Origin of the sequence: Mycobacterium sp. IS-1556 (assembly GCF_001499985.1) — a bacterium.
Lineage (GTDB): Bacteria > Actinomycetota > Actinomycetes > Mycobacteriales > Mycobacteriaceae > Mycobacterium.
The window spans coordinates 1-24,391 of record NZ_LQIM01000023.1 but is presented as its reverse complement, the minus strand read 5'-3'; the positions used below and the strand labels follow the sequence as shown (position 1 = coordinate 24,391).

Here is a 24,391-nt window from a genome sequence, read left to right as displayed (position 1 = left end):
GATCGCTCACCAACTCATGGCGTGAACTTGTTTCCCTGAGCCGATTCGCTGCACACGTGCTCGCTCAAGCTTCTGACGGACGGCGCGTCGACCAGGATTGACACCCCGAGGTCGGCATCAAGGGCGGTGTTGATCGCCGTGATCGCCCGCATCGCCGAAATCGAATCCCCGCCCAGGTCGAAGAACGACTCGTCGACACCTACGCGATCTAACCCCAGCACCTGGGCGTAGATGCCCGCCAGGATCTGCTCCACCAGGGTCGTCGGGGCGAGATAGTCACCAGCGGTGTCGTCGCCTTCGGGCGCCGGGGGCGCCGCACTCCCCGGCTGGTTTGACACTGCCCGCTTGCCTATCTCATCCAACCGGGCGTGGTCGGTCCCATCGAGCACATCGATCGATGACAACGGCCGCGTCGGATGGGCGGTCATCTCCACCAACACCTGCTGGTACCGCTCGATCAGCGCTCGGACGCTGGCCACGTCGAAAACATCGGTGCGGTATTGGACGCGAAGTTCCAGTTCGCGGCCCGGTCCGGCTTGCACCGTCAGCGGATAGTGGTAGAAGTCGCGGCTGGTGAACCCGGTGATGGCCAACCCGTTCGCGCCCGGCGGCGTGCCGGTGTCGGTCGGGTAGTTCTCGTACACGAAGACGGTGTCGAACAGTCTTTCCTGACCGGTGATGCGATGGATCTCGCTGAGCGCCAGGTGCTGGTGGTCGAGGGTGTCGTTGTGGGTGCTTTGCAGCTGATCGAGCAGATCTGCGGTGGTCGTTGCCGGCGTGATGTGCGCCCGCACCGGCACCGTGTTGATCAACAACCCCACCATCGATTCCGCGCCGTCGACCTCAGCCGGCCGACCCGAGACCACGGTGCCGAAGGCCACGTCCCGCTCGCCGGTCAGCGAGGACAGAAGTAGCGCCCAGGCACCCTGCAGCACGGTGTTGACGGTGGTGTGGTGCGAGCGCGCCAGCTTGGTGAGGGCCCGCGTGGTCTTCGCAGGCACCCGGAACAATTCGACGCTTCGCCGCCCGAACCCGAGCTCCTGCGGCGGGCCGACGAGAATGGGGGTGTCGAAATCGGTGAACACCTCGCGCCACGCCGCTCGGGCGGCTGCGTGATCCCGTTCCGCGAGCCAGGTCATGAAGCTGCGATACGGCGAGGCCGCGGGCAGCCGGTGCCCGTGGTAGCCGGCGAAGATCTCCTGCAGCAGGATCGGCATCGACCAGCCGTCGAGCACGATGTGGTGGTTCGTCAGCACAAATCGGTACCGGTCGTCCGAGATGCGGATGAGAGCTGCTCGGAAGGCGGCCTGGTCGACGAGATCACAGACCGCGGCGCGTTCGGCGGCACAGAGCCGCTCGATTTGCTCATCGACGTCGAAACCGGCGCCGCCGGAGTCTAATTCGACATACCGCCAGGGCGCGACGGGGTCAGCGGGAATGATCTGTACCGGTTGCTCGAATTGTGGACAGAATCGGGCGGCCAGGTGTGGATGCCGGTCGACCACGGTCTGCACGGCATCGCGTAGCCGATGCGCGTCTACCGGGCCGCTCAACGCGATGTCCAGCTGCACCGCGTACGCATCGTCGCCGGAGCCTTTCGCGATGTCGGCGTGATAAAGCAGGCCCTGCTGCAAGGGGGTCAGCGGCAGCACGTCGACGATCGGGAACTGGGCGTGCAGCTCGTCGATCTGCTGCTGGCTCAGCCGCGCCGGGGCGATATCCGACGGGGTCAACCCGCCCCCGCCGCGCCTGACATGCGCGCAGATGCCGGCCAGGGCGTCGAACCACAACCGGCTGATGCGGGTGACCGCCATGCGATCCATCGCCGAGGGCGCCCACGACCAGGTGGCGCTCAGGTGCGGGCCGGAGTCGGTGTCGAGGGTGACCGCGTTGAGCTCGACGGTGTGCGTCAGGGCAATGGGCATGTCACTGGGCATCGCCTCGACGGCACCGGTCAACGACAAGCCCTCTTGGCTGAACCGCCACACATCACCGGACGCATAGGCCGCCGGCGAGCCCAACCTCCCGAAATAGTTGAAGCCGATCGCCGGGTCGCGCCCGGCCAACTCCACATCGGGATTCAGGTAGCGCAGTAGGCCGTAGGTCAGGCCGTCCGGCAGCGAACGCAGCTGCTCTTTGGCGTCTTTGAGCACTGCGCCCAGCGCCGCATCGCCGGTCACCACCTGGGTCCAGCTCAACCCACCCACAGCTAACGACACCGGGTACTTGGCGGTGAACCACCCCACCGTGCGCGACAGGTCCACATCGGCGCCCAGCTCCGCCAAGTCCTCCTGGCGACCGTGGCCCTCCACATCGATGGTGATCGGAGCGCCGCCGGTGCCCAGGAACTGCGCCCACGCCAACCCGAACGCGATCAACAAGATCTCGTGCACCCCGGCGTGGAACGCAGCCGGTACCTCACCGAGGAGCAGGTGGGTGGTCTCGGCGTCCAGCAGCTCCGTCAGGTATCCGGCCGTGGCAAGCGTGTCCACCGCGGGTTGCGGCGCCGGCAACGCGGCGGGGATCGCGGCCACCTGCCGCCACACATCCGCCTGGCCGACCACGTCCGGATGGCGCGCGTACTCATCCAGCAGCTCCGCCCACCGGGCAAACGACGTCCCCGTCGGCGGCAACAGCACGGGCTGTCCGCCGCGATGCTGGGTCAAAGCAATGTTGATGTCCTCCAACACAATCCGCCACGACACCCCGTCAACGGCCAGGTGATGAACGATCAACGCCAACTGGCCGGTGGAGGAAGCCCACACGGCGCTGAGCATCGCCCCGTTGGACGGTTTCAACCGCGACCGCGCCGCCACCAGCGTCTCATTCGTCAACACGTCCACCGTTTGCAGGCACCCGCGGGCGTCCACCAACCCCGGGTCGGGCACGGTCAAAGACCACCTCCCAGCGCCGTCGTCCGCGGCACGCAGCCGCAACATGGCATGGCGATCCAGCAGGGCCTGCAGCAGCACCACCACATCAGCCTCGGTCATCCCCGCAGGAGCCTGCAGCAGAACCGTCTGGTTGAACTCGTCGATCGGGCCGCCGGCACTTTCCACGCCTTTCAACCAGTGCATGATCGGGGTCGCGATCACCGGGCCGGTGCCCTCGTCGGTCTCGGCGCCGGGACCGTCGGCCAGCCTGACCACTCGGGCCAGGCGCGCCACGGTCTGCTGGACGAAGATGTCGCGCGGGCGACCGACCAGGCCCGCGGCGTTGGCCCGCATGATCACCTGGATGGCGGAAATGCTGTCGCCGCCGAGGTCGAAGAACGAGTCGTCGACCCCGACCCGCTCCAGCCCGAGAACCTCGGCGTAGATGCAGGCAAGGATCTCCTCGACGGCGTCGGCCGGGGCGCGGTAGTGATCGACGTCGGAGTACTCCGGCGCCGGCAACGCGCGAACGTCGAGCTTGCCGTTTACCGTCAGCGGAAGCGCGTCCAGCGTCACGATCGCGGCCGGCACCATGTACGCGGGCAGCCGCTCGGCCAGCTCGGCACGTAGCCCGGCCGAATCGTCGATGCCGGTGACATACCCCACCAGCCGCTTGTCGCCGGGCCGGTCCTCGCGGGCGATCACCACCGCTTGCTCCACTCCGGCCAAACCGGCCAGGGCAGCTTGGATTTCGCCGAGCTCGATGCGGTACCCCCGGATCTTGACCTGCTCGTCGGCGCGACCCAGGTACCTCAGCTCGCCGTCGGCACCCCAACACACCAGATCCCCGGTGCGATACATGCGGGTGCCGGGGCCACCGAAGGGACACGCCACGAACCGTGCCGCGCTCAGCCCGGACCGGCCCACATAGCCGGCGCCCACCCCGGCGCCGGCCACATACAGCTCCCCCACGACACCGACCGGCACCGGTCGCAACCAGGCGTCGAGCACGAAGAAGCCCAGGTGCGCCAGCGGCATCCCGATCGGGCTGACGGCGTTGTCGATGTCGTCGAGCAGGATCTCGCGGAACGAGGCGTGCACCGTCGTCTCGGTGATCCCGTACATGTTGATCAGTCGCGGTGCTTCCGGATGCTGCTTCAGCCAGCCCTTGAGCCGCGGCGGCTCCAGCGCCTCGCCGCCGAACACCACCACGTCAAGTGCCAACTCGGACGCCGAGTCGGGGGTCAGCTCATCGATGGATTGCAGCGCGTAGAACGCCGACGGCGTCTGGCTCAACACGTTGACCTGCTCATCGATCAGCAAGTCGTGGAACTCCTCCGGCGACCGAGCCACCGAATCCGAGACGATCACCAGCCGCCCACCATGCAAAAGCGCGCCGAAGATCTCCCAGACGGAGAAGTCGAAAGCCAACGAATGGCTCTGTGTCCACACCTGTTTCGGCGGCAGTTCCAGCCGGGTGTCGATAGCCTGCAGCAGCCGGGTGACGTTGTGGTGAGGGATCGCCACTCCCTTGGGCACACCGGTCGTGCCCGAGGTGTAGATGAGATAAGCGATGTCGTCTGGGCGCGGCCCCGGCGGGGCGCTGATGAGTTGGTTGTCGAGCGCGGAGTCATCGACGTCGATGACCGTCAGCCCGCGTCCGGCCAGCCGTTCGGCGAGCGCCGCCGTGGTGAGCGCGGCCACCGGCGCCGCATCACCGAGCACGAACTCCAACCGCGCGTCGGGCACTGACGGATCGATCGGCACATACGCCGCACCGGTCTTGAGCACCGCAAAAATCGCGACGACCGCTTCGACGGAGCGTCCGAACAGCAACGCCACCCGCTGCCCAGGCTCCACACCGCGGTCAATCAACATGTGCGCCAACCGGTTTGCAGCCTCGTCCAGGTCGCGGTATGTGATGGTGCGGCCGTCGAAGCTGACGGCCGGCGCGTCGGGAGCGTGGACGACCTGCGCCTCGAACAACGCCACAATCGAGTCCGTGGCGACCGGCTGGTTCAGCGCCGCCCGATTGCCGATCGCATCGACGCGGGCATGTTCGCCGGCATCGAGGACATCGATCACCGACAACGGCCGGGTGGAGTCGGCGGTCATTGCCTCGAGCACCCGTTGCAACCGCTCGATCAGGGCTTCGATGCTGGCTGTGTCGAACACATCGGTCCGGAACTCCACCGTGCCCGAAATGCCATCAGCCTCACCAGTTTCGGTCCAGCGTTCGGCCAGCGAGAACGACAGATCCATGCGCGCGGTGTGGGTGTCGAGCGGCAACGGGGTGGCCTCCAGATCACCCAACGTCAAGCCGGCCGCGGACTCACCGGCGAAGTTCTGCCACGCCAAGATGACCTGCACCAGCGGATGATGGGTCAAAGACCGCGCCGGATTGAGCCGTTCGACGAGCACTTCGAAGGGCACGTCTTGATGCTCGTACGCGGCCAGACTGCGTGCGCGCACCTGAGCCAGCACGTCGGCAACACTGGGATCTCCGGCCAGATCGACCCGCAGCACCAACGTGTTGACGAAGAACCCGACCAACTCGTCGAGTGCGGGATCGCGCCGCCCGGCGATCGGGAACCCCACCGCCACATCAGAACTCGCGCTGAGCTTCGAAAGCAACACCGACAACGCGGCCTGCATCACCATGAAACTGGTCGCGCCGTGCTCGCGAGCCACTGCCCGCACCCGCTCGTGCAATTCCGAAGGCCAATCCACCGCCACCGTGGCACCGCGCTGATCAGCCACCAACGGATAGGGCCGGTCGGTCGGCAGCATCAAGCGCTCGGGCATCCCGCTCAGCACGCCCTCCCAGAATGCGAGTTGCCTGGCGATACGGCTGTCGCTGTCCTCGAGATCACCAAGCTGCGCGCGCTGCCACAGCGTGTAGTCGGCGTACTGCACCGCCAACGGCGCCCACCCTGGGGCTTGCCCCGCACACCGACTGGCATAGGCCACTCCCAAATCGGCCACCAACGGCCTGATCGACCAGCCGTCAGCAGCGATGTGGTGCACCACCGCCACCAGCACGTGTTCGTCGTCGGCGAGGCGGAAAAGGCGTGCCCGAAGCGGAATCTCCTCGGCGAGAGTGAAACTGTGCCGCGCCGTTTCTTCGACGGCCTCCTCCAACCGGCGTAGCTGCCAGCCGGTCGCATCCACCGTCTCCCAACCGAATTCGGCCTGCTCTGTGGGCACGACCAGCTGCTGAGGTATCCCGTCGGCCGCCGGGAACACCGTGCGCAGGCTTTCATGGCGATCGAGTACATCGGCGAACGCCGCGCCCAGCGCGTCGACATCAATGCGCCCTTGAAGCCGCAGTCCCACCGCCAGGTTGTAAACCGGTGAGGGCCCCTGCAATTCGTCGATGAACCACAACCGGCTTTGAGCAAACGACAGCGGCATCACCGCCGGCCGCTCGCCGGCCACCAACGGCTCCAGCCGGCCCTCATCTGTTCCCATGCGCAGCGCCAACTGGGCGACCGCGGGAGCATCGAACACGGTCCTGACCGCAAGGCCGATATCCAATGACTTGTTGATCGCCGCGACCAGGCGCATCGCGGACAGGGAATCGCCGCCAAGCTCGAAGAACGAGTCGTCGACGCCGACGCGATCCAGTCCGAGGACTTGGGCGTAGATGCCGGTCAGGATCTCTTCGGTTGCGTTCGCCGGGGCGCGATACCGCTCGGCGTCTTGGTATTCCGGTGCCGGTAATGCCCGTTTGTCGAGCTTGCCGTTGACGGTCAACGGCACCGCGTCGATCGCCACCACCGCGGCCGGCACCATGTAAGCGGGCAGCTTCTCGATCAGCGCGGCACGCGCCACTGCGGGATCAGCGGTGCCGGTGATGTAGCCGACCAGCCGCTTGTCGCCGGGGCGGTCCTCGCGGGCGATGACCACCGACTGCTCGACCCCGTCCAAACCGGCCAGAACGGCCTGGATCTCGCCGAGCTCGATGCGGTACCCGCGGACCTTGACCTGCTCGTCGGCGCGGCCCACATAATCCAGTTGCCCATCGGCGCGCCAACACACCAGGTCCCCGCTGCGGTACATCTGTGTTCCTGGCTGTCCCGCACTACCGAACGGACATGCCACAAACCGCGTGGCGCTCAGGCCCGCCCGGCCCACATAGCCGTACCCGAGCCCGGCGCCGGCCACATACAACTCGCCCACCACACCCGGCGCCACGGGCCGCAGCCAGTCGTCGAGCACAAAGAAGGCAAGAGAGGGCAGCGGCACCCCGATCGGGCTGGCCGGGCTATCGACGTCGGTATCGACGATCTCGCGGAACGAGGCGTGCACCGTCGTCTCGGTGATGCCGTACATGTTGATCAACCGCGGTGATCCCGCATGATTGTCCAGCCACGGGCGAAGACGGGTGGGTTCCAGCGCCTCACCAGCGAACAACACCGCCTCGAGCTGCAACCCTTCACGCAATCCGCACTGTTGGGCATCGATGGATTGCAGCGCATAGAACGCCGACGGGGTCTGACTCAACACACTGACGCGCTGGCCGACCAGCAGGGCGTAAAAGTCCTCGGGCGACCGCACCACCGACTCGGGCACCACCTCCAGTCGCCCACCGCGCAGCAGCGCCCCCCACAGCTCGCACACCGAGACGTCGAAGGCCAGCGAGTGGCACTGCGTCCACACCTGATCGGGCGACAAGGGCAGGTGCGCATCGATGGCGTCGAGTAGCCGCGTGACATTCCGATGCGGAATAGCCACGCCCTTGGGCATTCCCGTCGTGCCCGAGGTGTAGATCAGATAAGCCACATCGTCAGGACTCGGCCCCGGCAGCGCAGTACTGGGTTGGCCCTCCACCGCCGGATCTTCGACGTCGATGACCACCAACCCGTGCCCGTCCAACTGATCGGCCAGATCGGCGGTGGTGATCGCCGCGACCGGCGCGGCATCCTCGAGCACAAACGCTATCCGCGCATCGGGCACCGCTGGATCGATCGGCACGTATGCCGCCCCGGTCTTGAGCACGGCCAGAATCGCCACAACAGCCTCGACAGACCGGTGCGACAGCAACGCCACCCGCTCGCCGGCACCGACGCTGCGGCCAATAAGCAAGTGCGCCAAGCGATTCGACGCTTCGTCCAGCTCCCGATACGTCATGCGACGGCCGTCGAAACTGACCGCCACCGCCTCGGGAGAACGAGCGACCTGCTCGGCGAACAATGCCGGGATCGCCAGCGGCGCCGCCGCGGGCCGCGTCAGCGCCGCCCGGTTGCCCCACTCATCCAGATTTGCGCGCTCATCGTCGTCGAGCAGATCCTTCGGCAGGAGCCGCTGGGTGGCGCTGACGACTGCTCGCTCGAACCGCGCGATGATCTTGCGAACGCGGTTGTCGTCGAACACGTCGGTGTCGAATTCGACACGGAGAACCAGTTCGGCGCCGGGCATGGCTTGCAGGGTCAGCGGATAGTGGTTGAACTCGCGATCGTTGAACTCGGTGATGGCCAACCCGTTGGCCATGGCCATCGCCGCGGTCTCCACCGGATAGTTCTGGTAGACGAACAGGGTGTCGAAGAGTTGATCGTGGCCCGCGGCGCGGTGGATCTCGTTGAGCGCAAGGTGTTGGTGGTCGAGCGTGTCGCTGTGTCGGCGTTGCAGGTCACCGAGCAGGTCGGCGACGGTGGTGGCCGGGGTGATGGTGGCCCGGACCGGCACGGTGTTGATCAGCAAGCCGACCATCGATTCCGCGCCTGCCACCTCAGCTGAGCGTCCCGAGACCGCGACGCCGAAAGCGACGTCGTGGTGGCCGGTCAGCCACATGAGTACTTGCGCCCAGGCGGCTTGCAGCACGGTGTTGGCGGTGGTGTGACAGCTGCGGGCCAGCTCGTTGACGGCCTGCGTGGTCTCGGCGGTCAACCGGAACGATTCGGTGCCTCGACGTCCCGGTCCGGACCGGGTCTTCGGAGCGACCAGCGTGGGGGTGTCGAAACCGGCCAGGACTTCGCGCCAGGCGGCGTGGGCGGCGTCGACGTCTTGATCGGCCAGCCACGTGACGAAGCTGCGGTAGGACCCGGCGGCCGGGAGACGCTGCCCGAAGTAGCTGGCGAAGATCTCCTGCAGCAGGATTGGCAGGGACCAGCCATCGAGCACGATGTGGTGATAGGTCATCACGAATCGGTGCTCGTTGTCGGCGGTGCGGATCAGCGTCGCGCGGAAAGCCGGCTCGTGGACCACGTCGCAGACCGCGGCGCGCTCGGCGGCGCACAACTGCTGAATCCGGTCCGCGACATCGGAATCGTCCGTGACCATCTCGAGGTATTGCCAGGGAACGCTGGGGTCGGCCGGGATGATCTGCACCGGTTCGTCGAATCGTTGGCTGAACCGGGCCACCAGGTGGGGGTGGCGGTTGACCACAGCGTGCACGGCCTCGCGCAGCCGGTCGGGATCCAATGGACCGGTGACGGTGACGTCGAGCTGCATCGCATAGAGGTCGTCGTGGTCGTCACCGATGGTGGCGTTGGCGTGGAACAGCAGGCCCTGCTGAAGGGGTGTCAAGGGCAGGACGTCCGCGATCCGGTGTTGCCGGCTCAGCTCATCGAGCTCTCGCTGGGTGAGTTGGGCGGGCGCGATGTCGGAGGGTGTGAGGCCGCCACCGCCGGCGGCGACGTGCGCGCAGATGCCGGTCAGGGCGTCGAACCACAGCTGGTTGAGTCGGCTTATCCGGGCGTCGTCGAGCGCTGAGGGAGCCCACGTCCATGCGGCGTGCAGCCGCGGGCCGGTGTCGCTGTCGACGGTGCTGGCGTTGAGTTCGACGGTGTGCCCCAGTGGCATCGGTATCGCCCCCGCGGCAGCGGTGTGCGACATGCCGTCCTGGCTGACCTGCCACATGTCGGCGAAGTCCGCGGCGTTGGCGGTCTCGACCAACCTGCCGAGGTAGTTGAACCCGGCGGTGGGGTCGGACCCGGACAGGTCGACGTTCGGGTTGAGGTAGCGCAACAGTCCGTAGGTCAGGCCGTCGGGGAGGGCGCGGAGTTCTTCCTTTGCGCTCTTGATCACGGAACCCAGCGCCGGCTCGCCCGCCACCACCTGGGACCAGCGCAGTCCGCCGACGTTCAGGGCGACCGGGTACTTGGTGGTGAACCAGCCGACGGTGCGGGACAGGTCAATTGGTGCGGAGAGGTCGCCCAGGTCCTCGATGCGGCCGTGGCCTTCGACATCGATCCCGACCGGAGTGGCGCCGGTATCGAGGAACTGCGTCAAGGCCATTCCAAAGGCGATCAGCAGGATGTCCTGGATGCCGGCGCGGAACGCCGCCGGAACGTCACCGAGCAGCGCCCGGGTCGTCTCGACGTCCAGTGATGCCGTCAGATGCCCAGCGGTTTCGTAGGTGTCCACTTCGGGTTGTACCGCGGGCAGCGCGGCCGGGGTCGCCAGGACTCGTCGCCAGCTGTCGGCCTCGTCAACCACTGCCGGGCTGAGAGCTTGTTCGCTGAGCAGCGACGCCCACCGGGCGAATGAGGTTCCGGTTGCGGGCAACGCGACGGGTTGGCCATGGCGGTGTTGGGACCAGGCGATGTTGAGATCTTCGAGCAGGATCCGCCAGGACACCGCGTCGACGGCCAAGTGATGAATGATCAACACCAACTGGCCGGTCGAGGGGACCCACAACGGGCTGACCATCGCTCCGGTGGCCGGGTCCAGCCGGGACCGGGCCGCCGCCAACGCCTCATCGGACAACACGTCCACCGACTCCAGGCGCGGATGCACCGACCCCTTCTCCGGTACCAGGAGTGACCATCCCCCGGCGCCATCGTCGGTGGCACGCAGCCGCAACATGGCATGCCGATCGAGCAGTGCCTGCAAGACGATTTCGACGTCGGCCTCGGTGACCCCCGCCGGGGCTTGGACCACCACCGTCTGGTTGAACTGGTCGACCGGGCCGCCTGTGCTCTGGACGTCATGCAACCAGCGAATGATCGGGGTCGCCGTGACGGATCCGGTGCCCTCGTCAGTCGAGTCGACGTCATCGCCGGCCACCCCGACCACTCGAGCCAGCCGGGCGACGGTCTGCTCGACGAAAATGTCGCGGGGCCGACACAGCACACCCGATGCCCGGGCCCGGGACACCACCTGCATGGACAGAATGCTGTCGCCACCCAGGTCGAAGAAGGAGTCGTCGACCCCGACGCGGTCCAGGCCAAGGACCTGGGCGTAGATACCGGCCAGGATTTCTTCGACCGCATCGGCCGGAGCGCGGTAGCGGTCCACCACACGGTAATCCGGGGCCGGCAGCGCACGCGTGTCGAGTTTGCCGTTGACCGTGACCGGCAACGCATCCAAGGCCACCACCGCCGCGGGCACCATATAACCAGGCAGCCGATCAGCCAACGCCGCACGCGCCTTACCCGCATCCACCGCACCGGTCACATAACCGACCAACCGCTTCACACCGGGCTGATCCTCACGCGCGATCACCACCGCGGACTCAACACCATCGAGCGCCGCCAACGCCGAACGGATCTCACCCAACTCAATGCGATACCCACGGATCTTGACCTGCTCATCCGCGCGACCCAAATAATCCAACTGCCCATCACCACGCCACCGCACCAAATCCCCAGTGCGATACATCCGCGCCCCCGCCACCCCAAACGGACACGCCATAAACCGCGACGCCGTCAACCCCGACCGGCCCAGATATCCGCATGCCACACCGGCGCCGGCGACGTAGAGCTCACCGATGACCCCGGCGGGCACCGGGCGCAACCATTCGTCGAGGACGAACAGCGCCGCGGTCGATACCGGCGCACCGATCGGCGCTGGCCCTGATCCCGGAGTCAGCGGCGCGCTCATCGAGGCGTACACCGTGATCTCGGTGGGGCCGTAGGCGTTGATCATCACCCGGCCGGGGGCCCACCGGTCCACCACATCAGCGGGGCAGGCTTCACCGCCGAGCAGCAACGCCACCGACTCCAACCCCTGCGGGGACAACGCCGCCACCGCCGAGGGAGTCTGGGTCAACACGTTGACCCGTTCGCGTACCAGCAGGGCATGCAAATCCTGCGGCGAGGTGGTCACCGACTCGGGCACCACCACCAGCCGTCCCCCACCCAACAGCGCGGCCCAGATCTCCCACACCGAGAAATCGAAGGCATACGAATGGCATTGGGTCCACACCTGTTTGGCCGGCAAGTGCGGCGGTGTCGACTGCGCCAAGTGCCCCAGATTGCGGTGAGTGACCGCCACCCCCTTGGGCACCCCGGTGGTGCCCGAGGTGTAGATGAGATAGGCGATATCGTCTGGCGCCGGGCCCGGCAACGCGGTGCCCGGCTGGGCGGCGATCGCGGGATCGTCGATATCGATGACCGGCAGGCGATAGCCCTCGAGCCGGTCGGCCAGAGCGGTCGTGGCGACCGCGACGACCGGCGCGGCATCGGCGAGCATGAACTCCACCCGCGCCGCCGGCACCGCCGGATCGATCGCCAGATACGCCGCCCCGGTCTTGAGCACCGCCAACATCGCCACGATCGCCTCGGCCGAACGCTCCAACAACAGCGCCACGCACTGTCCTGGACCTGCCCCGTGTCCGGCCAACACGTGCGCCAACCGGTTGGCGGCCTCATCGAGTTCGCGATAGGTCAGCGCCACCGCGGCTGCGCTGACCGCCACCGCATCCGGAGTGCGCGCGACCTGCGCGGCCAACAACTCCGGAACCGACACCGAAGCAGCGCTGGGCACAGATTCGTTCAATACCGCCCGATTACCCATCTCATCGAGGCGGGCACGCTCACCGGCACCCAGCACGTCGATCGAGGACAGCCGCCGACCCGGATCGGCGGTCATCGCCACCACCACCGTCTGCAACCGCTCGATCAACACCTCGATGCTGGCGGCATCAAACACATCGGTGCGGAACTCCACCGCCCCACCGATCCCGGCGAAATCCCCGGCCTCGCTGAACCGTTCAGCCAGCGAGAAACTCACATCCATGCGGGCGGTGTGGGTATCCACCGGCACCGCGCTGACCTCGACATCACCCAACGCCAACCCCGCCGCAGGATCACCGGCGAAGTTCTGCCACGCCAACGCCACCTGCACCAACGGATGATGCGCCAAACTACGAGCCGGGTTGAGCCGCTCCACCAACACCTCGAACGGCACATCCTGATGCTCATAAGCGGCCAGGCTGCGCGCCCGCACCTGAGCCAACACCTCGGCCACCGTGGGATCGCCGGCCAAATCCAGTCGCAACACCAACGTGTTGACGAAAAACCCGACCAACTCATCGAGCGCCGGATCACGCCGCCCAGCGATCGGGAACCCCACCGCCACATCAGAACTGGCGCTCAACTGCGACAGCAGCACCCCCAACGCCGCCTGCACCACCATGAAACTGGTCGCGTTGTAGCGCCCAGCAACCTCGCGCACCCGCTGCTGCACCTGCGCAGGCCAGTCCACCGCCACCACGGCCCCACGCTGATCAGCCACCAACGGATACGGCCGATCAGTGGGAAGCTGCACACGCTCGGGCATCCCGGCCAACACATCCTGCCAATACGCCAACTGCGCGGCGATACGACTCTGACCGTCCTCCAGATCACCCAACTGCGCGCGCTGCCACAACGTGTAATCCACATACTGCACCGGCAACGGCGCCCACCCCGGCGCGCGCCCCGCGCACCGGGCGGCATAGGCCACCCCCAGATCGGCCACCAACGGCGCGATCGACCAACCATCGGCGGCGATGTGATGCACCACCACCACCAACACATGCTCATCGACACCAACACGGAAAAGCCTTGCCCGCATCGGAATCTCAGTACTCAGATCGAACGTGTGCCCCGCCGCCGCACCAACAGCCTCACCCAACCGCCCCACCGACCAGCCCACCGCATCAACGACATCCCAATCAAGACAGGCACTCTCAGCAGCAACCACCACCTGCCGCGGAACCCCCTCAACCGCGGTGAACAACGTGCGCAGGCTCTCATGACGACCGACCACATCGCCCAACGCCGCACCCAACGCCTCCACATCCAACGCACCGCTGATCCGAAGCGCGCTCGGCATGTTGTAAACCGGTGACGGACCCTGCAACTGATCGATGAACCACAACCGGTTCTGAGCAAACGACAACGGCACCACCGCCGGCCGCTGCGCGACCACCAACGGCTCCAACCCACCGCCGCCCTCACCCACCCGCGGCGCCAACTGCGCAACCGTAGGCGCCTCGAACACCGCCCGCACCGCAAGATCAACACCCAAACCGGCATTGACCGCCGCGACCAACCGCATCGCCGAAATCGAATCCCCACCCAGGTCGAAGAAGGAGTCGTCGACCCCGACGCGGTCCAGGCCAAGGACCTGGGCGTAGATACCGGCCAGGATTTCTTCGACCGCATCGGCCGGAGCGCGGTAGCGGTCCACCACACGGTAATCCGGGGCCGGCAGCGCACGCGTGTCGAGTTTGCCGTTGACCGTGACCGGCAACGCATCCAAGGCCACCACCGCCGCGGGCACCATATAACCAGGCAGCCGATCAGCCAACGCCGCACGCGCCTTACCCGCATCCACCGCACCGGTCACATAACCGACCAACCGCTTCACACCGGGCTGATCCTCACGCGCGATCACCACCGCGGACTCAACACCATCGAGCGCCGCCAACGCCGAACGGATCTCACCCAACTCAATGCGATACCCACGGATCTTGACCTGCTCATCCGCGCGACCCAAATAATCCAACTGCCCATCACCACGCCACCGCACCAAATCCCCAGTGCGATACATCCGCGCCCCCGCCACCCCAAACGGACACGCCATAAACCGCGACGCCGTCAACCCCGACCGGCGCCAGTAACCAACGCCCACCCCGCGACCGGCCAGATACAGCTCGCCGACCACACCCGCAGGAACCGGGCGCAACCACCCGTCGAGCACAAAGAACGACGCCCACGCCGTCGGTGAGCCGATCGGCGGGGATCCCGATCCCGCGCCCAGTGGAGCGCTGGCACACAACCACATCGTGGTCTCGGTCGGCCCGTAAACGTTGACCATGACCCGGCCGGGGGCCCACCGATCCACCAACTCGGGCGGACAGGGCTCCGCGCCGATCACCAACGCCGCCGCATCCAAGCCCTCCACCGGCAGCACTCCGGCCGCCGACGGGGTCTGCGTCAACACCGTGACTTGTTCGCGCACCAGCAGCCGGTGGAACCGTTGCGGTGAACGTGCCACCGACTCGGGCACCACCACCAGCCGCCCGCCATGGAGCAGCGCGCCCCAGATCTCCCACACCGAGAAATCGAAGGCATACGAATGGAATTGGGTCCACACCTGCTCGGCTGAGAGTTTCACACCGATCTGCAGCGAGTCGAACAGCTGAGTCACATTGCGTTGAGTGACCGCCACGCCCTTCGGCGTTCCCGTGGTGCCCGAGGTGTAGATGATGTGGGCGAGGTCATCGGGTGCCGGGCCCGGCAACGCCGTGCCCGGTTGGGCGGCGATGGCGGGATCGTCGACGTCAATCACGGTCACGTCGAACCCGTCGAACCGCGTCGCCAGATCGGCAGAGGTGACCGCGGCGATCGGCGCGGCGTCGGTGAGCATGAACTCGATCCGCGCCGCAGGCACCGCCGGGTCGATGGGCAGGTACGCCGCCCCCGCCTTCATCACCGCCAGGATCGCGACGATCGCCTCCGCGGAACGGTTGAACAGCACCGCGACCCGCTCGCCCGGGCCGGCCCCGCGGTGGACCAGCAAGTGCGCCAACCGATTCGCCGCCTCATCGACCTCGCGGTAGGTCCACGAATGCTCCCCGCACACCAGCGCAACCGCATCCGGGGTGCGGGCCGCCTGTGCGGCGAACAACGCCGGAACCGACGTACCGGTCACCGGCTGCGTCAATACCGCTCGATTGCCCCACTCATCGAGGCGAGCGAGCTCGGCCTCTTCGAGCACATCTACCTGCGAGAGCCGTCGCGCCGGGTCGGCGGTCATCGCCACCAACACCGTCTCCAACCGCTCCCCGAGGGCTGCGATGCCGGCCGCGTCGAAGACACCGGCGTCGTATTCGATGCGGAAGCCGAGCTCCGGTCCCGGCACGGCTTGTACCGCCAGCGGGTAGTGGGTCGATTCGTGGAAGGAGACATCGGTGACCGCCAATTGGTGGTCGCCCAACGCGGTGGCGGCGTCGATCGGGTAGTTCTCGTACACGAAAAGCGTGTCGAACAGCTTGTCCTGACCGGTGATGCGGTGAATGTCGTTGAGCGCCAGGTGCTGGTGCTCGAGCGTGTCATTGTGGGCGCGCTGCAGTTGACCCAGCAGGTCTGCGGTGGTGGTGGCCGCCGTGAAGGTCGCCCGCACCGGCACCGTGTTGATCAGCAGGCCCACCATCGATTCCGCGTCGGCCACGTCGGCCGGCCTTCCCGAGACCACGGTGCCGAAGGCGACGTCATGCTGACCTGTCAGCCCACACAACAGCCGCGCGAACGCGGCCTGCAACACGATGTTGACCGTGGTGTGGTGCGAGCGCGCCAGCTCGCCGAGCGCTCGTGTGGTCTGGGCCGACACCGAAAACGATTCGGTGCCTCGCCGCCCCACCGCTAATTGATCCTGAGGACTGACCAGGACCGGGGTGTCGAAGCCGGCGAGCATGTTCCGCCAGGCCGTGTGGGCGGCATCGAGGTCTCGCTCGGCCAGCCAGGTGATGAACCTGCGATACGGCGCGGGCGTCGGTAGCCGCATCCCGTGATAGCCGGCGAAGATTTCCTGCAGCAGGATCGGCAGCGACCAGCCGTCGAGCACGATGTGGTGATTGGTCAGTATCAACCGGTGCTGATCTGCTTCGGTGCGGATCAACGCCACCCGAAATGGCGGCGCATGGACCAGGTCGCAGACTGCGGCGCGTTCGGCGGCACAGAGCCGCTCGATTTCCTCCTCGGGGGCTGCGCCGTCGAGATCCACTGCGCCGTCGAGATCCACATAGCGCCACTCGACTTCGGGGGCAGCCGGGATGATCTGTACCGGTTCGTCGAACTCTTGGCAGAAGCGGGCCACAAGATTCGGATGCCGGGTGATCACCGTGTGCACCGCGTCGCGCAGCCGGTCGGGGTCGAGCGGACCGGTCAGCGTGATATCCAGCTGCCCCGTGTACAGATCGTCGCTGACCAGCGCGGTGGTCGCGTGGAACAGCAGTCCCTGCTGCACCGGGCTCAGCGGCAGTACATCGGCGACTGCGAGTCGGTGCTGCAGTTCGTCGATCTGCTGCTGGCTCAACCGGGCAGGCGCGATGTCCGACGGGGTCAATCCGCCTCCGCCACTGCGCACGTGCGCGCACATGCCGATCAGGGCCTCGACCCACAATTGGCTCAGCCGGCTGATCTGCGCATGATCGAGCGCCGAGTGGGCCCACGTCCAGTCGGCGCGCAGGTGCGGGCCGGTGTCCGTGTCGACTGCGACGGCGTTGAGCTCCACGGTGTGCGCCAGTGGCATCGGCACTGCGGCACAGGCGGCGGTCAACGACGGACCCTCCGGGGAGATCCGCCACACATCAGCAGACCCGCCGGGCGCCGCTGCACCCATGCGGCCCAGATAGTTGAAGCCGATCGGCGGGTCCGCCACCGCCAGATCCGCCTCGGGGTTCAGGTAGCGCAGCAGACCATAGGTCAGGGCGTCGGGCAGTGCGCGAAGCTGTTCCTTGGCGTCCTTGATGACCGCGCTCAGCGCCGCGTCGCCGACCACCACCTGTGCCCACGACAGCCCGCCGGTGGGCCCCCCGAGTTTCAAGGACACCGGGTACTTGGCGGTGAACCACCCCACCGTGCGCGACAGGTCAACGTCGGAGGCGATTTCTCCCAGATCCTCGGAGCGGCCGTGGCTCTCCACATCGATGCCGATCGGCGCGCTGCCAGTGCCGAACGACTCAGCCACCGCCAACCCGAGTGCGATCAACAGAATGTCTTGTGTCCCAGCGTGAAACGCCGCGGGGACCTCATCGAGCAGCATGCGCGTCGTCTCGGCGTCCACCGAGACCGAGAGGCGCTTGGCCGTGGCGAAGGTGTCCACTGCGGGCTGCACCGCCGGCAGTACGGCGGGGGTCGCCGCCACCTGCCGCCATACGTTCGCCTGTTCGACCACGTCCGGGTGGCGGGCGTGCTCAGCCAGCACCTCCGCCCACCGTTGGAACGACGTCCCCGCCGGCGGCAGCACTGCCTGCTGCCCTGCTCGATGCTGGGCCCAGGCGATGTTGAGGTCATCCAACAGGATTCGCCACGACACCCCGTCGACGGCCAGGTGGTGAATGATCACGACGAGCTGACCTGTGGCGGAAACCCATAGCGCGCTGAGCATCAGCCCGGCGGCCGGGTTCAGCCGCTTCCGAGCCTCCAGCAGCGCCTCGTCGGACAGCGCGTCCACCGAGCGCAGGCATCCATGCGCGTCGACCGACCCCGGCTCGGGCACGTGTAGTGACCACGGCCCGGCGTCCGCGGAGTCGACACGCAGCCGCAGCATGGCGTGCCGATCCAGCAAGACCTGCAACATCGCCACCACGTCTGCCTCGGTCACTCCCGCGGGGGCTTGGACGACCATGGTCTGGTTGAACTCGTCGACGGGACCCTGCACGCCGGCCAGCCAACGGATGATCGGAGTCGCGACGACGGGCCCGACGCCCTCGTCGATGGGGTCGTTCGCACCGCCGGTCACCCCGGCGACCCGGGCCAGCCGGGCCACGGTCTGCTCGACGAAGACATCGCGCGGGCGACACGCCAGCCCGGCCGCCCGGGCCCGGGACACCACCTGCATCGACAGGATGCTGTCCCCACCCAGGTCGAAGAACGAGTCATCGACCCCGACTCGGTCCAGCCCCAGCACCTGGGCGTAGATGCCGGCCAGGATCTCCTCGACCGCGTCGGCCGGGGCGCGGTACCGATCGCCGTCGCGATAGTCGGGGGCGGGCAGGGCGCGGGTGTCGAGCTTGCCGTTGGATGTCAGCGGCAGCGCCTCGAGGACCACGATCGCCGTCGGCACCATGTATCCGGGCAACCGCTCGGCCAGCGTGGCACGCAGCCGGGCCGGATCGGCGGATCCGGTGACATAGCCGACCAGCCGCTTGTCGCCAGGGCGGTCCTCGCGCGCGATCACCGCCGCTTGGCCCACCCCGTCGAGGGCGGCCAGCGCGGCCTGGATCTCACCGAGCTCGATGCGATAGCCGCGGATCTTGACCTGCTCATCGGCGCGACCCAGATAGTCCAGCTGCCCGTCAGGGCGCCAACACACCAGATCGCCGGTGCGGTACATCCGCGCCCCGGGCGCGCCGAACGGACAGGCCACAAACCTCGTCCCGGTCAACCCGGCCCGGCCCACATACCCCGCGCCCACTCCGGCGCCGGCCACATACAACTCACCGACCACCCCGGCGGGCACCGGACGCAACCACTCGTCGAGCACAAACAACGCCGCGCCGGGCACCGGCGCACCGATCGGCACCCCCGACCCCGGGCTCAGTGGCGCACTGATCGCGACACACATCGTGGTCTCGGTCGGGCCGTAGGCGTTGATCATCACCCGACCCGGCGCCCAGCGCTCGACCACCTCGGCCGAGCAGGCCTCACCGACCACCACGACCGCCGCCGACTCCAGCCCCTCGCGTGGCAAAAGCCTTACCGCAGAAGGAGTCTGAGTCAACACATCGACGTTCTCAGTCACCAGCAAGGCGTGGAAGTCCTCGGGTGAGCCCGCTACCTCCTCGGGCACCACCACCACTCGCCCACCCCGCAACAGCGCCCCGAAGACCTCCCATACCGACACGTCGAAGGCCAACGAATGACACAACGGCCACACCCCCGCAGACGGCAGGCCGGCATCGAGCGACTCCAGCAACTGGGTCACGTTGCGGTGGGTGATCGCCACACCCTTGGGCACACCGGTGGTCCCTGAGGTGTAAATGAGGTAGGCGATGTCATCGGGCGACGGGTCCGGCAAGGCGGCGCTGGGTCGGATATCAGCGGGGCCCTCGATATCACCGACATCGATCACCGACACACCGCAGCCGTCCAAGCGCGCGGCCAACGCCGCGGTGGTGATCGCGGCGATCGGCGCGGCATCGGAGACCATGAATTTCATCCGCGCGTCCGGCACCGCCGCGTCGATCGGCATATACGCCGCCCCGGTCTTGAGCACCGCCAACATCGCGACGATCGCCTCGGCCGATCGCTCCAACAGCAGTGCCACGCACTCACCCGGGCCGACGCCGTGGCCGATCAGCAAGTGTGCCAACCGATTCGCGGCGTCATCGAGTTCGCGGTAGGTCCACGAGCGTTCCCCGCAGGTGATCGCTACCGCCTCGGGCGTGCGCCTCACATGCTGGGCGAACAACGCCGGAACCGACACCGCGCCCGGGAGGGGCCGGGTCAACGCCGCCCGGTTGCTCCACCCGTCCAGGCGGGCGTGTTCGAGCTCATCCAGCACATCGATCGACGACAACCTCGCCGCCGGATCGGCGGTCATCGCCTCGACCACCCGCTGGAGTCGCTCGATCAACCCTTCGACGCTCGCGGCGTCGAACACATCGGTGCGAAACTCCACGCTCCCGCCGATTCCGGCAGGCTCACCGGTCTCGGTGAACCGTTCGGCCAACGAAAGCGACAGATCCATACGCGCGGTGTGGGTGTCCACCGGCACTTGGGTGACCTGCAGATCACCCAAGGCCAGGTTCGCGGGATCGGTGTTCTGCCATGCCAACATCACCTGCACCAGCGGATGATGGGTCAGGCTTCGGGTCGGGTTGAGCCGCTCCACGAGCACCTCGAAAGGCACGTCCTGGTGTTCGTAGGCGGCCAGGCTGCGTGTTCGAACCTGGTCCAGCAGTTCGGCGGCGGTCGGATCGCCGGCCACATCGACGCGCAACACCAACGTGTTGACGAAGAAGCCGACCAGCTCGTCGAGCGCCGGGTCACGCCGCCCGGCGATCGGAAAGCCAATGGGCACCTCGGAACTCGCGCTGAGCTTGGCCAACAGCACTGCCAACGCGGCCTGCAGCAGCATGAAACTGGTCGCGCTGTGTTCGCGAGCCACTGCCTGCACCCGCTGCTGCAGCTCGGCGGGCCAGTCGACCGCGACCGTGGCGCCGCGCTGATCAGCCACCAAGGGATAGGGTCGATCGGTGGGCAGCGCCAACCGCTCGGGCAGCCCGGCCAGCGCCTGCTCCCAATAATTCAGCTGCGCGGCAATGCGGCTATCGCCGTCCTCGAGATCACCCAACTGCGCCCGCTGCCACAACGTGTAATCGACATACTGCACCGGCAACGGCGCCCAACCCGGCGCCGACCCGGCACATCGGCTGGCATACGCCACCCCGAGGTCACGCACCAACGGGGCGATCGACCAGCCGTCCGCGGCGATATGGTGCACCACCGCCACCAACACATGCTCATCATCGGCCAATCGGAAAAGCGTTGCCCGCAAAGGGATCTCAGTCGCCAAGTCGAAGGTGGCGCGGGCAGCCGCGCTGACGGCATCGCCGAGACGACCCGCCGACCAACCCGAGGCATCGATCACCCGACATCCGACATCGGCCCGCTCCGTCGGGACGACCACCTGCCGGGGCAGTCCGTCGACCTCGGCGAACAGCGTGCGCAGGCTCTCATGACGGTCCACCACGTCGGCGAATGCCGCGCCCAGCGCGTCGACATCCAGGTGTCCCCCAAGCCGCAATGCCGCGGCCATGTTGTAAACCGGTGAGGCGCCCTGCAATTGGTCGATGAACCACAATCGGGTCTGGGCGAACGACAGTGGGACCACCGAAGGCCGTTCGACAGCCACCACCGGGTCGAGTGCACACGCCTCGCCACCGATACGGGGAGCCAACTGGGCAACCGTGGGCGCATCGAAGACGGTGCGCACGGCAAGGTTTGAATCCAGTGACTTGTTGATCGCGGCGACCAGACGCATTGCAGACAGCGAATCGCCGCCCAGGTCGAAGAAGGAGTCGTCGACGCCGACGCGGTCGACGCCGAGCACGTGCGCGTAGATACCGGCCAGGACTTCCTCGACCGCGCTTGCCGGGGCGCGGTGGTGATCACTCTCGTGATAGTCCGGTGCTGGCAGGGCGCGAGTGTCGAGTTTGCCGTTGACGGTCAGCGGTAGCGCGTCGATCGCCACCACCGCGGCCGGCACCATATACGGCGGGAGCTCCTCAGCCAGCGCGGGACGCAGCCCGGCCGGGTCGGCGGTGCCGGTGACGTAAGCAACCAGGCGTTTGTCACCGGGACGGTCCTCGCGGGCGACGACGACCGCTTGATCAACCCCATCCAGCGCGGCCAGGGCGGCCTGGATCTCCCCGGGCTCGACGCGGTATCCACGGATCTTGACTTGCTTGTCGGCGCGCCCGACGTACCGCAGCTGCCCGTCGGCGCCCCAGGACGCCAGATCGCCTGTGCGATACATCCGCTCGCCAGGACCACCGAACGGGCACGCCACAAACCGCGACCCGGTCAGGCCCGACCGGCCCACGTACCCGTATGCCTGTCCGGCACCGGCCACATACAACTCACCGACGACGCCGGCCGGAACTGGACGCAGCCATCTGTCCAATACGAAAAAGCCCAGATGCGCCAACGGCACCCCGATCGGGCTGGCATTGCCCTCGATGTCGCTGTCGACGATCTCCCGGAACGAGGCATGCACCGTCGTCTCGGTGGTGCCGTACATGTTGATCAGGCGCGGTGATCCGGGGTGGTGGTTCAGCCAGGTCCTGAGCCGCTGGGGTTCCAGCGCTTCCCCGGCGAACACCACCGCCTCGAGCTCGAGCCGCTGTCCCAGCTCAGGGGCCAGCGCATCGGCGGCTTGCAGCGCGTAGAACGCTGAGGGGGTTTGGCTGAGGACGGTGATGTGTTGGTTGATCAGTAGGGCGTGGAATTCTGTGGGTGATCCGACGATGGAGTCGGGCACGATCACCAGTTGTCCGCCGCGCAGCAGGGCGCCGAAGATTTCCCAGACCGAGACGTCGAAGGCGTAGGAATGCCACTGCGACCACACCCCGGCCGCGGGCAGGTGCGGATGCACCGAGGCCAACAACCGGGTCACGTTGTGGTGGCTGACGGCAACCCCTTTGGGCACCCCGGTGGTGCCCGAGGTGTAGATCAGATACGCGATGTCCTCGGCGGCCGGGGCCGGCAATACCGGGTCGGGTTGGGCGACTACCGCGGGGTCGTCGATATCAGCGACATCGACGACCACCAGATCGCAGCCATCCAGGCGTGAGCGCAGATCGGCGGTGGTGATCGCCGCGATCGGCGCGGCATCGGCCAGCACGAACTCGATCCGCGCATCGGGCACCGCCGGATCGATCGGCACATAGGCCGCCCCGGTCTTGAGCACCGCCAAAATCGCCACGATCGCCTCGACGGACCGCGACGACAGCAACGCCACCCGCTCACCGGGGCCGACACCGCGAGCAACCAGCAAGTGCGCCAACCGGTTCGACGCCTCATCGAGCTCGCCATAGCTCATCAAGCGGTCGCCGAAACGCAGCGCCACCGCCTGCGGGGCGCGCGCCACCTGCGCGGCGAACAACTGCGGAACCGACCCCGACACAGCGCTGGGCACCGGCTCGGTCAACACCGCCCGGTTGGCCCACCCATCCAGGCGCGCGCACTCGACCTCATCGACCACATCGATCGACGAAAGCCGCCGCCGCGAGTCAACGCTGATGGCCTCCAGCACCCGGCGCAACCGCCCCACCAGCGTTTCGATGCTCGCCGCATCGAACACATCGGTGCGAAACTCCACCGACCCGCCGATCCCGGCCGGCTCACCGGCAGCGGTCCAGCGTTCGGCCAGGGTGAACGTCAAATCCATTCGCGCGGTCTGGGTTTGCACCGGAACCGGGGTGACCTGCACATCCCCCAACACCAACTCCACGCCCGCGCCATCGTCGTGCCCGGCGAAGTTCTGCCAGGCCAACAACACCTGCACCAACGGATGATGGGCCAGACTGCGCGCCGGATTGAGCCGCTCCACCAACACCTCGAACGGCACATCCTGATGCTCATAAGCGGCCAAACTGCGCTGCTGAACCTGGGCCAACAACTCGGCCACCGTCAAATCCGCGCCCAAATCCACCCGCAACACCAACGTGTTGACGAAAAAGCCCACCAACTCATCGAGCGCCGGATCACAACGCCCCGCCACCGGAAACCCGAACGCCACATCACTGCTGGCGCTGACCCGAGACAACAACACCGCCAACGCCGCCTGCACCACCATGAAACTGGTCGCACCGTGCTCACGCGCCAACCCCGCAACCCGCTGCTGCAACTCCGCCGGCCAATCCACCACCACACTGGCGCCGCGGTGATCAGCCACCAACGGATACGGCCGATCAGTGGGCAACGCCAACCGCTCGGGCATCCCCGCCAGCGCCTGCTCCCAAAACCTCAGCTGCCCAGCAACCGCACTATCAGGATCGGCCAACTCCCCCAACTGCTCGCGCTGCCACAACGTGTAATCGACATACTGCACCGCCAACTCGGCCCACCCCGCCG

1 protein-coding gene is annotated in these 24,391 nt (G+C 67.2%); it reads right to left on the bottom strand.

The genetic code is table 11. The features are described 5' to 3' along the window. Positions 1 to 14 precede the first annotated feature (14 nt). Positions 15 to 24,368 (bottom strand): non-ribosomal peptide synthase/polyketide synthase, encoded by a 24,354-nt coding sequence (locus AU187_RS13810; RefSeq protein ID WP_502687764.1) that lies wholly within the window; start codon positions 24,366 to 24,368, stop codon positions 15 to 17. Positions 24,369 to 24,391 lie beyond the last annotated feature (23 nt).